12 protein-coding genes are annotated in these 14,420 nt (G+C 62.5%); 6 read left to right on the top strand and 6 right to left on the bottom strand.

Annotated elements, in window-relative coordinates; translation table 11 throughout:
* The first annotated feature begins 55 nt into the window (after positions 1–55).
* From EO141_RS11980 to EO141_RS11995, 4 genes are all read left to right on the top strand, one after another.
* On the top strand, positions 56–1,312 hold the full coding sequence (locus tag EO141_RS11980; RefSeq protein ID WP_126969773.1) for a type II secretion system F family protein: 1,257 nt from the start codon (positions 56–58) through the stop codon (positions 1,310–1,312).
* Positions 1,313–1,318: 6 nt separating this feature from the next.
* Positions 1,319–2,182, top strand: a complete 864-nt coding sequence (locus tag EO141_RS11985; RefSeq protein ID WP_127169301.1) for an A24 family peptidase — start codon at positions 1,319–1,321, stop codon at positions 2,180–2,182.
* A 13-nt stretch (positions 2,183–2,195) separates the two neighbouring features.
* The gene (gene coaE, locus EO141_RS11990) at positions 2,196–2,819 is read left to right on the top strand and encodes a dephospho-CoA kinase (RefSeq protein ID WP_127169302.1); all 624 of its coding nucleotides are present in this window, start codon (positions 2,196–2,198) and stop codon (positions 2,817–2,819) included.
* Positions 2,820–3,028: 209 nt separating this feature from the next.
* Positions 3,029–3,388: a SymE family type I addiction module toxin gene (locus EO141_RS11995; RefSeq protein WP_127169303.1), complete on the top strand. Its 360-nt coding sequence runs from the start codon at positions 3,029–3,031 to the stop codon at positions 3,386–3,388.
* Positions 3,389–3,493: 105 nt separating this feature from the next.
* Here the strand turns inward: EO141_RS11995 and EO141_RS12000 are convergent, their stop codons facing one another.
* The 4 genes from EO141_RS12000 to rimK all read right to left on the bottom strand — a co-directional run bounded on the left by EO141_RS12000 (position 3,494) and on the right by rimK (position 7,098).
* On the bottom strand, positions 3,494–4,828 hold the full coding sequence (locus EO141_RS12000; protein WP_164739182.1) for a HAMP domain-containing sensor histidine kinase: 1,335 nt from the start codon (positions 4,826–4,828) through the stop codon (positions 3,494–3,496).
* On the bottom strand, positions 4,821–5,498 hold the full coding sequence (locus EO141_RS12005; RefSeq protein ID WP_006448355.1) for a response regulator transcription factor: 678 nt from the start codon (positions 5,496–5,498) through the stop codon (positions 4,821–4,823). Before EO141_RS12005 ends, EO141_RS12000 begins: the two co-directional genes overlap by 8 nt.
* Positions 5,499–5,588: 90 nt before the next feature.
* A complete protein-coding gene (locus EO141_RS12010) occupies positions 5,589–5,966 on the bottom strand; it encodes a hypothetical protein (protein ID WP_241236660.1) in 378 nt (125 codons plus the stop codon).
* A gap of 226 nt (positions 5,967–6,192) precedes the next feature.
* Complete coding sequence (rimK, locus tag EO141_RS12015) at positions 6,193–7,098, bottom strand: 30S ribosomal protein S6--L-glutamate ligase (protein WP_166763129.1); 906 nt, start codon at positions 7,096–7,098, stop codon at positions 6,193–6,195.
* 486 nt (positions 7,099–7,584) lie between these two features.
* Between rimK and glgX the strand changes: the two genes are divergently transcribed.
* Positions 7,585–9,717 carry a glycogen debranching protein GlgX gene (gene glgX, locus EO141_RS12020; RefSeq protein ID WP_119127578.1) on the top strand — a complete coding sequence of 711 codons (2,133 nt, stop codon included), beginning with the start codon at positions 7,585–7,587 and terminating at the stop codon, positions 9,715–9,717.
* Positions 9,718–10,176: 459 nt separating this feature from the next.
* Here glgX and EO141_RS12025 read toward each other — a convergent pair whose 3' ends face one another.
* Together EO141_RS12025 and EO141_RS12030 are read right to left on the bottom strand one after the other, a co-directional pair.
* Complete coding sequence (locus EO141_RS12025; protein ID WP_104583655.1) at positions 10,177–10,569, bottom strand: H-NS family nucleoid-associated regulatory protein; 393 nt, start codon at positions 10,567–10,569, stop codon at positions 10,177–10,179.
* Positions 10,570–10,657: 88 nt separating this feature from the next.
* Positions 10,658–11,053, bottom strand: a complete 396-nt coding sequence (locus EO141_RS12030; protein ID WP_119127575.1) for a hypothetical protein — start codon at positions 11,051–11,053, stop codon at positions 10,658–10,660.
* A gap of 342 nt (positions 11,054–11,395) precedes the next feature.
* Between EO141_RS12030 and EO141_RS12035 the strand changes: the two genes are divergently transcribed.
* Positions 11,396–13,663 carry a methyl-accepting chemotaxis protein gene (locus EO141_RS12035; protein ID WP_127169304.1) on the top strand — a complete coding sequence of 756 codons (2,268 nt, stop codon included), beginning with the start codon at positions 11,396–11,398 and terminating at the stop codon, positions 13,661–13,663.
* Positions 13,664–14,420: the final 757 nt, after the last annotated feature.

Genomic DNA, 14,420 nt, shown 5'->3' on the forward strand with positions numbered 1-14,420 from the left:
GAAACCCGCTACTATCTGCCGAATTACGGCCTGGGGTGGCCGACGGGGAAAGCAAATGTCAGCGGCACGACACGCTATGAAAAAGCAAGTGGCAGACAGGGGTAGCCAAATGCAGTCGTTCCTCTGGGAGGGGACGGACAAGCGCGGTGTTAAGATGAAAGGCGAACAGAGTGCTCGCAATGTGAATATGTTGCGAGCCGAACTTCGTCGTCAAGGGATCATGCCCTCCTCCGTGAAGGCCAAGCCCAAACCGCTCTTTGGTGCAGCCGGAAAAAAAATTACGCCAAAGGATATTGCGTTCTTCAGCCGCCAGATGGCCACGATGATGAAGTCGGGCGTCCCAATTGTTGGCTCATTAGAGATTATTGGCGGAGGACATAAGAACCCGAGAATGAAACAGATGGTTGGTCGAATCCGAACTGACATTGAGGGCGGATCCTCACTCCATGAAGCGATCAGCAAGCACCCCGTACAATTCGACGAACTTTATCGCAACCTTGTAAGAGCGGGCGAAGGAGCGGGCGTATTAGAAACAGTCTTAGATACAGTTGCTAGCTATAAAGAAAATATCGAGGCCCTAAAAGGGAAGATAAAAAAGGCTTTATTCTATCCCGCCATGGTTGTCGCGGTAGCGATCATAGTCAGCGCAATTCTTCTTATTTTCGTCGTACCTCAGTTTGAAGAAGTTTTTAAGAGCTTTGGAGCTGAGCTGCCGGCTTTTACACAAATGATCGTAAATGCATCGCGCTTCATGGTTAGCTACTGGTGGATTATGCTTATCGCAGGAGTAGGCTGTGCCGCGGGATCAATCTTTGCTTATAAACGCTCACCCCGTATGCAGCACAGCATGGATCGACTGATTTTGAAATTCCCGATTATTGGTCAAATCATGCACAACAGTTCCATTGCGCGTTTTGCTAGAACCACTGCTGTTACTTTCAAAGCGGGCGTTCCACTAGTTGAAGCACTCGGCATCGTAGCAGGCGCCACCGGCAACAAAGTGTACGAAGAAGCCGTGCTACGCATGCGGGACGACGTGTCGGTTGGCTATCCGGTCAACATGGCAATGAAGCAGGTCAACCTGTTCCCCCATATGGTGATCCAGATGACCGCAATCGGTGAAGAAGCAGGCGCACTGGATACGATGTTGTTCAAAGTTGCCGAGTACTTCGAGCAGGAAGTCAACAATGCCGTTGATGCGCTCAGCAGTCTCCTTGAACCACTAATTATGGTGTTCATCGGTACTATCGTAGGCGGCATGGTCATCGGCATGTATCTTCCGATCTTCAAACTTGGCGCAGTGGTGGGTTAAGACGTAATGGCATTTCTCGACCAGCATCCCGGTCTCGGCTTTCCCGCCGCGGCCGGACTGGGACTGCTGATCGGCAGCTTCCTGAACGTGGTGATCCTGCGCTTGCCCAAGCGCATGGAGTGGCAGTGGCGGCGCGATGCGCGCGAGATCCTGGAGATGCCGGACATCTATGAGCCGCCGCCGCCGGGGATCGTGGTCGAGCCCTCGCACGACCCGGTCACCGGCGACAAGCTCAAGTGGTGGGAGAACATCCCGCTCTTCAGCTGGCTGATGCTGCGTGGCAAGTCGCGCTATAGCGGCAAGCCGATCTCCATCCAGTACCCGCTGGTGGAGTTGCTGACCTCGATCCTGTGCGTGGCCAGCGTCTGGCGCTTCGGTTTCGGCTGGCAGGGCTTTGGCGCGATCGTGCTGAGCTGCTTCCTGGTGGCGATGTCGGGCATCGACCTGCGCCACAAGCTGCTGCCGGACCAGCTGACCTTGCCGCTGATGTGGCTGGGTCTTGTCGGCTCGATGGACAACCTCTACATGCCGGCCAAGCCCGCCCTGCTGGGCGCCGCGGTGGGCTATGTCTCGCTGTGGACGGTGTGGTGGCTGTTCAAGCAGCTCACCGGCAAGGAAGGCATGGGCCACGGCGACTTCAAGCTGCTGGCCGCGCTTGGCGCCTGGTGCGGGTTGAAAGGCATCCTGCCGATCATCCTGATCTCCTCGCTGGTCGGCGCCATCCTCGGTTCGATCTGGCTGGTGGCCAAGGGCCGCGACCGCGCCACCCCGATCCCGTTCGGCCCGTACTTAGCCATCGCCGGCTGGGTGGTGTTCTTCTGGGGCAGCGATATAGTCGACGGCTACCTGCACTTCGCAGGCCTGCGTTGACCGGGCTACGGCGATGAGCGACTTCATCGTCGGCCTCACCGGCGGCATCGCCTCCGGCAAGAGCGCCCTGGCCGCCGAATTTGAGAAGCTGGGCGTGCCGGTCATTGATGCGGATTTCGTTGCGCGCCAGGTCGTCGCGCCTGGCCCCATTCTCGACGCCATTACCGAGCAGTTCGGCCGCGAGATTCTGTTACCGGATGGAACACTGGACCGCCAAGCGCTGCGCAAGATCGTCTTCGCCGATCCAGTCCAACGGAAAGCGCTGGAAGCGATCACCCACCCGGCCATTCGTGCAGAACTGCAGCGCGCCGCGCTGGCAGCAGTAGGCCCTTACACGGTCGTCGCCATTCCCCTGCTGACCGAAGCGGGCGGACGAGCGACCTATGCCTGGCTGGACCGCATTGTTGTGGTCGATGTGCCGGTGTCGCTTCAGCATGCTCGCCTGATGCAACGCGACGGGATTACCGCAACACTTGCCGATCAGATGATTGCCGCGCAGGCATCCCGCGCACAACGCTTGGCGATTGCCGATGACATCGTCAGCAACGAAGGCAACACGGACCAGTTGGCGCAACAAGCGCGACGCCTGGATGCGACCTACAGGGCAATGCCACAAACGCATCGCATCGAGCGCTGACGTCCACGGCCGGGCACCCACGATGCTCCCACGGTCAGCCGGCTGCCATGATCGGCGGCGAGTTCATTGGCACACGCTGCATGGCGTTCGTTCCCTCCGCGCACCACTCCTCCGGCATGCGTGGCATGTTTCCCCTGGCAGCGTAACTTAGCTCGACGTCGAATTAGCGCACCAACACCGACCGCATTTACTTGCTGCATTGACACTCGATTTCCGCCGAGCGGGCGGCCACGCCGGTAAAGGACGCGCAGCCCATGCGGCTGGTGCCCTCGCCCACGTTCGACGTAGACAACCTCGACTTCGACCGTCGCCCCAAGCGTCGCGTGGACGATCTGCCGCCGCGCAAGGCGCGCATGCCCACGCGCTGCACGGTGGGCTATGCGTTCTACGACGCAGAGCCGGGCCGGCCACACAGCCAGCGGATTCCCAGCGTGCGCTTGCGTGGGATGCGGATTCCCAGCGTGCGCTTGCGTGGGATTTGGCTGGAGCAGTTGGGGTTTGCGGTTGGGTGCAAGCTGCAGATCACTGCGCGTGCGGGCGAGTTGGTGGTGACGGTGGTGGAGCGCTGAGCTGGGTTTTGGGTGCGGTTATCTTTTGAACGCCTGCAGCGGGGGAGGACGATACGTGTAAAGCCCTCGCGCCCGGGTGCGCTCCTACGGAGGTGCGGGGGGTGGTTAGCGGTGGAAGGCGAGTGTTGCGATGACGCCGCGCTGCTGGCCTGGGCGCACGCTGACGCGCCAGCCGTAGAGGTCGCACAGCCGGCTGACGATCGACAGGCCGATACCGCCGCCTTGCGAGTGGCCGGCGTGGGTGCCGCGGTAGCCGCGCTGGAACAGCTTGGCGGCGTCCTCTTCGCTCAGGCCGGGCCCGGAGTCGATCACTTCCACCGCATCGGCGAGCACGCGTACGCGCACCTGGCCGTCCTGGGTGTACTTGACCGCATTGCCGATCAGGTTGCCCAGCGCCACCGACAGAGCGGATTCGGGCGCGTCGATGACCAGGTCGCGCTCGCCTTCCAGCAGCAGCTCCAGCGGTTTGCCGCCGAGCTGGGCGCGGTGCGCGTCGATCAGCTGTTCGGCCACCTTGGCGACATTGCTGCTGCCCTGCCCGCGCTCGTTGCGCGAGAGCAGCAGCAACGAGCCGATCAAATCGCTGCACTGCAGTTCGGCGCGCTGGATGCGTTGCAGGCGCTGCAGCATCTTTTCGTCGAGATTGGGCTTGGTGAGCAGCAGTTCGGTGGCGCCGCGAATCACCGCCAGCGGGGTGCGCAGTTCGTGGCTGACATCGGCGTTGAATTCGCGGTCGCGCTGTACCACTTCGGTGAGGCGGGCCGAGTAATCGTCCAGCGCTTCGGCGAGCTGGCCCACTTCGTCGTCCGGGAAGTGCGCGGCCAGCGGTTTGGGCTCGCTGGTGCCGCCGCGGTAAGCACGCAGGCGCGCGGCCAGGTCCGACACCGGGCGCATCACCTTGGAGGCAGACCACCAGCCGATCAGCAGCGAAAAGCCGCTGAACACCAGCACCGAGAGCATCAGCGTGCGCTTGAGCTGGATCTCGCCCTTGAGCGTCTGGGTCATGTCGTAGGCGAGGAAGAACCACTCGCTCGGCGTCTTGCGCACCGCCAGCTTGTACGAATACGCGTTGCCGCTGTCGTCCACGCCGGAAATAGTGTGGATACCGTCGGGCAACTGGTACCACTCCGGCTGTTCCAGCCGCAGCGCATCGAACTTGTCGCTCTTGACCACGCGCCCGCGCATCTGCTGCACCGGCAGATCGGGGTTGCGCAGCGGGTCGGAGTAGAAGCGCTGCGCGAAGGCGTCGATATTGCGGTTCATCACGTCTTCGACCAACTGGTTTTCCACGCGCGAACGTGCCCAGTTGGTGGCGAAAGCGAACAGCGTGGTCAGGCAGAAGCCCAACAACACGAACGACAGGATGATGCGGCTGCGCAGACGCCGCCGGTAACGGCCGCGCTTGCGCGCCGGCCGCGCGCCGTTATTGCTTTCAGGCATCGGGCGAGGCGATGCGGTAGCCGATGCCGTGACGGGTCTGGATCATCGGTACGTCGAACGGCTTGTCGACCACCGCGCGCAGGCCGTGGATATGCACGCGCAGCGAATCCGAATCTGGCAGCTCCTCGCCCCAGACGCGGGTTTCCAGCTCCTGGCGGGTGACCACGGCCGGCGAGGCCTCCATCAGCGACTGCAGGATCTTCAACGCGGTGGGGTTGAGCTGCAACAGCTTGCCGCGGCGACGCACTTCCAGCGTATCCAGGTTGTATTCCAGGTCGCCGGTTTCCAGCACGCGGGTGTGCACGCCCTTGCCGCGACGCGACAGCGCATTGAGCCGCACTTCCACTTCCTGCAATGCAAACGGCTTGATCAGGTAGTCGTCCGCACCGGAGTCGAAACCGGCCAGCTTGTTGTCCAGCGAATCGCGCGCGGTGAGCATCAGCACCGGGGTCTGCTTGCGCGCTTCGTTGCGCAGCTTGCGGCACACTTCGATGCCATCCATGCCGGGCAGGTTGAGATCGAGCACGATGGCGTCGAACTCATGCACCACGGCCAGATGCAGCCCGGTCACGCCATCGGCGGCAAAATCCACCGTGTGGCCGCGGTCTTCGAGATAGTCGCCCAGATTGGCGGCGATATCGCTGTTGTCTTCGATTACTAGAATTCGCACTGGAACCTCGTTCGTTAAGCTGTTTTTAGCGCTGGCGCCGAGAAATTTCGTGTTGGCTTATAGTCGTTTGATGGCCGCACTCGGCGGCGGTCAGACACTGCCCGGTACTGATCTGCGAACCAAGTGCACGCGCGCGCCGGCGGTTGGCCGACCATCTTCGCCTGCCATGGTCAAAATCTGGGTGATGAGCTCCTGGTCGTTATGCGAGCCTGCGCGCTGCACGGGCAGCAGCGCGATGACACCCGGCTGTGCCTCAGACGCGGCCGCGATGCGCTCGGGTGCCGCTGTCAACTTAACGTGCTCATCCTGACTGATCCCGGAGTGCGTCTGGCCCTTATGCAGATCGCTAGGCACCTGCTGCACCGGCGGCCTGGACGGCATGTCGATATCGGCCGCCACTGCGCAGGCAGGGCCGGTCAGCAGACCGATCACGATGAGCAGCCTTCCAATGCCGCGTTGCCTTGCCATGCCGACGCCTCCTTGTGTGCCTGAGCGATTTAACATCAGCGAATGTAGACGCGAAGCCTGGGGGCAGCAAGCCGCCACATAAAAAGGCCCAAGTGCGACAACGCACTTGGGCCAAAAGTTCATCCCGATCACCGTCACTGCCGAGAGCGGAGCTACGGTCGGGTGAGGCTAGCGAGGAAAGGATTAGATTTTCGTTAAATTTTCGATAACGACGCGGGTGGCCCGATCAGCGGATCGACTGCTCCAGGTGCTGGATGATCGCCGCCGCCACGTCCACCTCGCAGACCCCTTCCACGCCCTCCAGTCCGGGGGTCGAATTGACCTCGAGCACCAGCGGCCCGCGCGTGGAACGGATCAGGTCCACGCCCGCCACGGCCAGGCCCAGCGCGCGCGCCGAGCGCACCGCGACTTCCTGTTCCTGCTCGGTGGCCTGGGCCACCGCGGCGCTGCCGCCCAGATGCAGGTTGGAACGGAAGTCGCCCTCGGCCGCCTGCCGACGCATGGCGGCAACGACCCGGTCACCGACCACGAAGCAGCGCAGGTCCGCGCCCTCGGCCTCGCCGATGAACTCCTGCACGATGAAATTGGCATAGAGCCCGCGCAGCGCCTCAACCACGCCGCGCGAGGCGCTGGCCTTCTCGGTGAGGATCACCCCGGCGCCCTGCGCGCCCTCGTTCAACTTCACCACATGCGGCGGCGGGCCGAGCATCGACAGCAGGTCCTGGGTGTCGTCGGGGTTGTCGCCGAACACGGTCACCGGCATGTCGATGCCTTGCGCGGCCAGCAACTGATGCGCGCGCAGCTTGTCGCGCGAGCGCAGGATGGCATCGGAGGGGTTGGGCGTATAGGTGCCCATGAATTCGAGCTGGCGCAACACCGCGGTGGCATAGCGGGTGACCGAGGCGCCGATGCGAGGGATCACCGCGTCGAACCCGGTGATCGGCTTGCCCTTGTAGTGCAGGCTGAAGCCGTCGGCGGCGATGCGCATGTAGCAGCGCAGCGGGTCGAGGATGCGCACGGTGTGGCCACGCTTGCGCCCGGCCTCGATGAGCCGCCGGGTCGAGTACAGCTTGCTGTTGCGGGAAAGGATGGCGATTTTCATCGCAGCAGGGGTACGGCGCGGCCTGGACATGGTCGGAGTCTGATGACGGAGTGACCCAAGTCCGCAGGTCTGCCGGTCGATTGCACGGGCGGGCAGCGTCCCTGCCCTGCATGCTGCGTTCGACGGGTGTGCGACGGCCCCGAGAATGGGAGGCGGAAGCGACGCAGCAAGGCAGCTGTCACACTGCATGCGTTGCATGACTCCGACGGTCTGGATGCTAGCAGGGCGGCTGCGCGGCGCTCAAGCGCGCGCGCATGACACCGGTGATGCACAGAGAGGGTTTGTCTGGCGACAGCCGCATAGACAACGCAGCCGACCCGCGCGATGCGTACATGTCAGATCCCCGCGGCCGTGCGCCCTGTTTTCCGTCACTGCGGTCAGAAAATAATCGGCGGCCACGCCCTGCAACAACCGCCCTCACGCCGCCCCCCTGCCGTCGTGACGCAGTTTGCACAGCTGCCCACGCAATGCTTGAGTCCCCTCAATGCCGGCATGCCGGCGCACCCGAGACTCTCAATGCGACGTCCAGCAAGCGCGGCTTACGCCAACCCCTCCCGCATCCGCCAAGGACGCCCGTTTCCGCGCGGCGCCGTCTTCGATGGCAAGGGCACCAATTTTGCACTGTTTTCCGCGCATGCCACCCGCGTGGAATTGTGCCTGTTCGACGAACAGGGCACCGAAGTGCGGGTGGACCTTCCGGAATACACCAACGAGATCTGGCACGGCTACCTGCCCGACGTCAAACCCGGACAGCGCTACGGCTACCGCGTGCATGGCCCGTATGAACCGACCGAAGGCCACCGCTTCAACCACAACAAGCTGTTGATGGACCCGTACGCACGCGAGATGGATGGCGACCTGATCTGGGCGGACGAACTCTACGGTTACACCGTGGGCCACCCGGACGGCGACCTGAGCTTCGACGAGCGCGACAGTGCGCCGTTCATGCCCAAGTGCGTGGTGGTCGAAGACACCTACGACTGGGAAGACGACGCGCGCCTGCTGACGCCGTGGAACGAGACGGTGATCTACGAGACCCACGTGCGTGGCTACACCATGCGCAACCCGCAGGTACCAGAAGCCGTGCGTGGCACCTTTGCCGGCCTGGCACAGCCGCAGGTCCTACAATACATCAAGGATCTGGGCATCACCGCGGTCGAACTGTTGCCGGTGCATGCGTATCTGGACGACCAGCATCTGCTGGACAAGGACCTGCGCAATTACTGGGGCTACAACACCATCGGCTTCTTCGCGCTGAAGTCGCGTTACCTGTCCAGCGGGCATCGCGATGAATTCCGCGACATGGTCAAGGCCATGCACAAGCAGGGCCTGGAAGTGATCCTGGACGTGGTCTACAACCACACCGCAGAAGGCAGCGAGCTTGGCCCGACGCTGTCGTTCAAGGGCATCGACAACGCCAGCTACTATCGCCTTGCCGAAGACAAGCGTTACTACATCAACGACACCGGCACCGGTAATACGCTCAATCTGAGCAACTCGCGGGTGATCCAGTTCGTCAACGATTCGCTGCGCTACTGGGCCAGCGAGATGCATGTGGACGGCTTCCGCTTCGATCTGGCCACGATCCTGGGACGCGAGCCGAGCGGCTTCGACCAGCGCGGCGGCTTCCTGGATGCATGCAACCAGGACCCGTTGCTTTCGGAGGTCAAGTTGATCGCCGAGCCCTGGGATTGCGGCCCCGGTGGCTACCAGGTCGGTCACTTCCCGCCGGGCTGGTCGGAATGGAACGACAAGTTCCGCGACAATGCGCGCGAGTTCTGGAAGGGCGAGGACGGCAAGCTGGCCGAGTTCGCCACCCGCTTCACCGGCTCGGCAGACCTGTTCGATCGTCGCGGTCGCCGCCCGTGGGCGTCGGTCAACTTCATCACCGCGCACGATGGATTCACCCTGCGCGACCTGGTGAGCTACAACGAAAAGCACAACATGGCCAACGGCGAGGACAACCGCGACGGCTCGTCCAACGATGGCTCCTGCAACTACGGCGAGGAAGGCGACACCGAGAATGCGGACGTGCTGCAGATCCGCGAGCGGCAGATGAAGAACCTGCTCGCCACGCTGCTGCTTTCGCAAGGCACGCCGATGATGCTCGCCGGCGACGAGCGTGCGCAGTCGCAGGGCGGCAACAACAATACCTATTGCCAGGACAACGAGATCACCTGGCTGGACTGGGAAAACGACCCGACCGATGGCCGCCTGACCGACTTCGTCAAGGCGCTGACGCAGTTGCGAAAGCGCTATCCGATCCTGTCGCGCGGCCGCTTCCTCAACGGCCAGTACAACGAAGAAGCGGGCCTGCGCGATCTCACCTGGCTCAATCCGGGCGGGACCGAGATGGACGACGCGCACTGGACCGACGCCGGCGCGCGCTCGGTGGGACTGCTGCTGGAAGGCAAGGCACAGACCTCCGGCGTCAAGGAACTGGCCAACGACGCCACCTTGCTGATCGTCATCAATGCCTACCACGAAGGCGTGACCTTCACCCTGCCCTCGACCGACGAACCGGTGCATTGGAAACTGGTGCTCTCGACCGACGAAGCCCTGGAAGTGGACATGATGCCGGCAGGCGCCAGCGAATTCCTGGCCCCGCCGCGCAGCGTGTCGGTATTCGAGTGCAAGAACGACCAGTAACCCTGATGCGATAAACCAGACGCGCGGTCTGCCGGAACTCCGGCAGGCCGCGCGTTTCTTATTGCATCGACAGAGGAAATGGATGCTCCGGTTTGAACCGGATCTGCACTGCCGGTCGGTAAACACCGCTGCTGTTTTCGTGTGCGGTTACCACCCTGCCGGTGACACCCAGCTGCGCGTCAAGCGCGGGGCAAACCGCAGCGCGCCTGACGACGGCGCGATCGCAGATCAAGCTCCGATTGCTTTGCTGGCGAAAGCGCTTTTTAAGGCGGTATCGATGACACCTATGGCCTGGATCACGGCGACATCGGCAAGCGTGATCACTGCCAGCCTGGATTGCACGATCCGGCAACGCCCGCAATGCAGCGCGGCACTTACAGCGATAAAACCAAGGTGCAGGAAGGCCGTAATCGCCAGGCCACAGGCGTGCGTGCGGCCAGACCGTGACTCTTCAAGAACTCAGCCCGGATACAGCGGGAATCGCTTGTCCGGATGGTTGGCCTTCCATTCCTTGTAGGAGCTGGTGCCTTCCCATGCCTTGAACGCGCGCGGTGTGCGGCCACGCCCGGACCAGGTCTCGCCGGAATGCGGAATCCAGTACTTGGCGACGACCTCGCCCGTGGACGACAACGGCCCCTTGGACTTGCCGGTCATTGCCAACGACGCGATCTGGGACTTCTGCTTGGCATTGAAGCGGCTGCCGAACTGGGTCAGCACCTCGACCACCTGGTCGAAGGCTTCCAGCGTCTGGGCGTACTTCAGCTGGGCTTCTTCCTGCTCGAGCTTGCGCAGCTCTTCCAGCAATTGGGCTTTGGCGGCGGCGGCGGATGAAGCGGGCGGAACCTGGCGCATTGGCAAAACTGAGGTTGGAAGGGTCAGCGAGTATTGCTGTTGCGCCGGCTAGCGTAAAGCGGCCGGGCGCGCCCGAGTCTGGCGGCGCTCAGCGATGGCGCAGCAAGGCGTGCTCGCGGGCCATGGTCAGCACCGGCCCGATGCGCCCGGCCCGGATCAGCTCGCGGCAGTGCTTGCCGACGAACTCGACCCTGGGCGCCGAAAACCACTGAACCACCCGATCCAGCTCGCCGGCGTTGATGGACCAGGCATGGCAGACCGCCTCGCCCAGTTCTTCCACGCCCACCAGCCCCAGCTCGCGGATCTGCTCGGAATCCAGCGCGAACATCTCCAGCACCTTGCCCGCATCGTCCGGCGTGCCGTAGTCAAAGCGCATCTGCCCGGCCAATCCGGCGCAATACGCAATAGAGGCTGCGCGCGCGGATTCGGCGCGTCGGATGCCCTTGAGAAGTGCGCCGATAAGTTGAGGGTGCGTGGTGGTCATGGTGCTCGCTCGACGTGCCCGGCACTATGCCCATCGCCGCGCACCCGCTCAATCAGGAGCTTCCTGACCATGGGGAAGGAAATGGCCAAGCAGCTACCAAACCCCGGCCTGTCGTTCCCATACTCGGCGCCCCCCCTACGCTGTGTAAGTAACTCACCCACATCCGCCCCGAAATGACCCCACGGGGATTGCGGCAAGCTCCGACGGCATAAGGTGACAAGTGCCGCAAAAAGCACAGCATTTGTATAGAGCTTGAATATACATGTATGCCTTTTCTTCATTCCTTGCGGTAGAGGCCGCTAAGTGTGTGTGCGCTTTTGCACAGCTCCGAAGGTTTACGAGATGGAATTTCTTCAAAGGCACGGCGTTGGTAAGCGCCTGGGCGCCGCATTCGGCGTCCTGATTCTTCTTTCTGCCATGCTTGTTGCAGCAGGCCTGTGGACGATGTCGGTTTCCAAACACCAGTTGGACTCGATCGTTCAAGACCGGATGGCGAAGATCCAGGTCGCCAATGAAATGCTGGACGCCAACTCATCGATCCTGGTAGCGCTCGGGACCTATGCAATGGTCACCAGCGATGCGCTCAACAAAGAGGCTGTCAAGACCATCAGTGACGAACGGGCCCGCTACAACGGGCTACGCGAAAAGCTCAGAGCCCTGGACAGCCTTTCCTTGTCTGAAGGCGGTCGCCGCGTCAGAGTCGCCCTGGACGAACGCCGCACCATCGCTCGCAGCTTCACTGATCAGGTGATGGCCCTGTGCGCCGAAGGGGACCGCATGGGAGCGCAAACCCTGCTGAGCGAGAAGGGAAGACCCGCCGTCCTGCTCTGGCAGAAAACACTGCGGGAGTTGGTGTCACGCCAGAACAACAACACCAAGGATGCGTACGCGGAAGCACTGGCCGCCATTGCAGGCGGACGGGCCATGCTCATCACCGGTGGCGCCGTTGTCCTGATCGCAAGCGCTTTGCTGGGCTGGATCATTACCCGCAGCCTCACCACGCCCCTGGCCCGTGCAACACAGGTCGCCAATGCCATTGCGCAAGGGGATCTGACCAGCAACGCGCAAACCAAGGCTCGGGACGAACCAGGGCGTTTGCTTCAGGCAATGCAGGTCATGCAAACGCAGATCCGCAGCCTGATGGCGGCCCAGTCAGACATGGCCAGGCGCCATGACGAAGGCCAGATCAGCTTTCTGATGGATGCCAGCGCACTGCCCGGCGACTACGGCCGCATGGCCGAGGACACCAACGCCCTGGTTGCCTCCCACCTCAGCGTGCAGTCCAACCTCGCACGCATCATGGGCCGCTATGCCATTGGCGACCTGAGTGAAGACATGGAGCAGTTGCCTGGCGAAAAAGCCGTGCTGACGCAGACCATGAATGAGGTCAAGACCAACCTGTCTGCCATGAACCTGGAAATCAAGCAGTTGGCACAAGCTGCTGCCAATGGCGACTTCACCGCACGCGGCGATGCGGAACGGTTCCAGTACGACTTCCGCATCATGGTCGAGAGCCTCAACCTGCTCATGGCCACCGCGGACAGCAACCTGCAATCCCTGTCCTCGCTGCTGCAGTCCATCGCCGCAGGCGACCTCACGGCCCGCATGACCGGTGAGTTCAAGGGCGTCTTCGCGCAGATGCGCGACGATGCCAATACCACTGCTGCACAGCTTGCAGAGATTGTCGGACGCATTCAGCAGTCGGCGGTGTCCATCAATTCGGCAGCCAGCGAGATTGCGGCAGGCAACCAGGACCTGTCCCAGCGCACCGAACAGCAGGCGGCCAACCTGGAAGAAACCGCTGCCTCGATGGAAGAACTCACCTCCACCGTGCGCCAGAACGCCGAACATGCGCGCCAGGCCAACCAGCTGGCGATCGGCGCCGCAGGCGTGGCATCCCAGGGCGGCGAAGTCGTCGGCCAGGTGGTCGCAACCATGAGCGGTATCGAGGCGTCGTCCAAGAAGATCGCCGACATCATCTCGGTCATCGACGGTATCGCGTTCCAGACCAACATCCTGGCATTGAATGCCGCCGTGGAAGCGGCGCGGGCCGGCGAGCAAGGCCGCGGCTTCGCGGTGGTGGCCTCGGAAGTGCGCACCCTGGCCCAGCGCTCTTCCGGCGCAGCCAAGGAGATCAAGGACCTGATCGACGACTCGGTGCAGCGCGTCGTGGAAGGCTCGGCCCTGGTGCGCAGCGCCGGAGCCACGATGACCGAAGTGGTCGCCAGCGTGCAGCGCGTGACCGACATCATGGGCGAAATCTCTGCAGCCTCGCAGGAACAGTCGGCCGGCATCGAGCAGGTCAACACCACCGTGACGCAGATGGATGAAGCGACCCAGCAGAACGCCGCGCTGGTCGAGGAGGCGACCGCTGCAGCCCGCGCCATGGAAGAACAGGCCACGCAGCTGACCGAGGCCGTGGCGGTGTTCAAGATCGACAAGGGCAACGTTGCGGTCCGCGCGGCTCCTGCCTCGTCAGCCATTGCTGGCTCAAACAGCAACAGGACGCCAACGCCTGTGAAGACACCCGCAAAAATTGTCCCGCACCGTGCACCGCGCAAACTGGAAGCCATCAGCTCCACTGACGGCGCAGGCTGGCAGGAGTTCTGAGTCAATCTAGGTGGGCCCAGATTTTCTGGGCCCACCGGGGTTCTGATTCGCCCCGTCATTGCACAGCAGCAGACGGTGGCAAACGCTTGTCCTGCATTTCCGAGTCCGCTATAAGTTGCCCCTAAGCGGGCTTAACAGCACCGACATAGTGGCCAGGTAGGCTCGCTCCTCAGGGTCAGATGAGGTGCGGGGCTACCGTCTGTGCATCAAAGGGCATAAATGCAAACACTGATAAATGACCTGGAAGTGCTGCTGGCAGCTTGGGATGCGCAAGCAAAAATCTATGATTCATGCGACATGCCTGCGTCCGCACTTGCCTTTCGAGAATGTCGGCGGCGCTTGAGCCTGGTCTTGGCACCGCATGTTGGCGCTTTCGGCGCACATGCCACGAAGGTCACTACCCCTCCCTGACGGAGCAGGGGTAGGCCATGCGCTTGGCCACAACTCCAGCCACCCAGAGGATGCGAAGCCTAAGCGCTCAACGGACCACGTCCAGCACTAGCTGCGGGCCCGTAGGCGGGCATGGCTCGGCGCGACAAAGGTCAGGCGATCCCACAGCCGGGTCAGTGTATTGGATGCAACAAATGCCGACACCCCTGGCAGTGTCGCTGCAAAGCAAACGCAGGTGGCAAACACTGATCTCTGTTGAAAGATCACGATCTACAGCCGTGCGGGCGCCTTCAGCGCCCGCTACATCCGCGAATCGAAGAATGGAAAGCCCCATCTACGACAGGGATGGCAATGCGATCAACTCGCG

Source organism: Xanthomonas sp. BRIP62415 (assembly GCF_003993515.1).
GTDB lineage: Bacteria > Pseudomonadota > Gammaproteobacteria > Xanthomonadales > Xanthomonadaceae > Xanthomonas > Xanthomonas euroxanthea.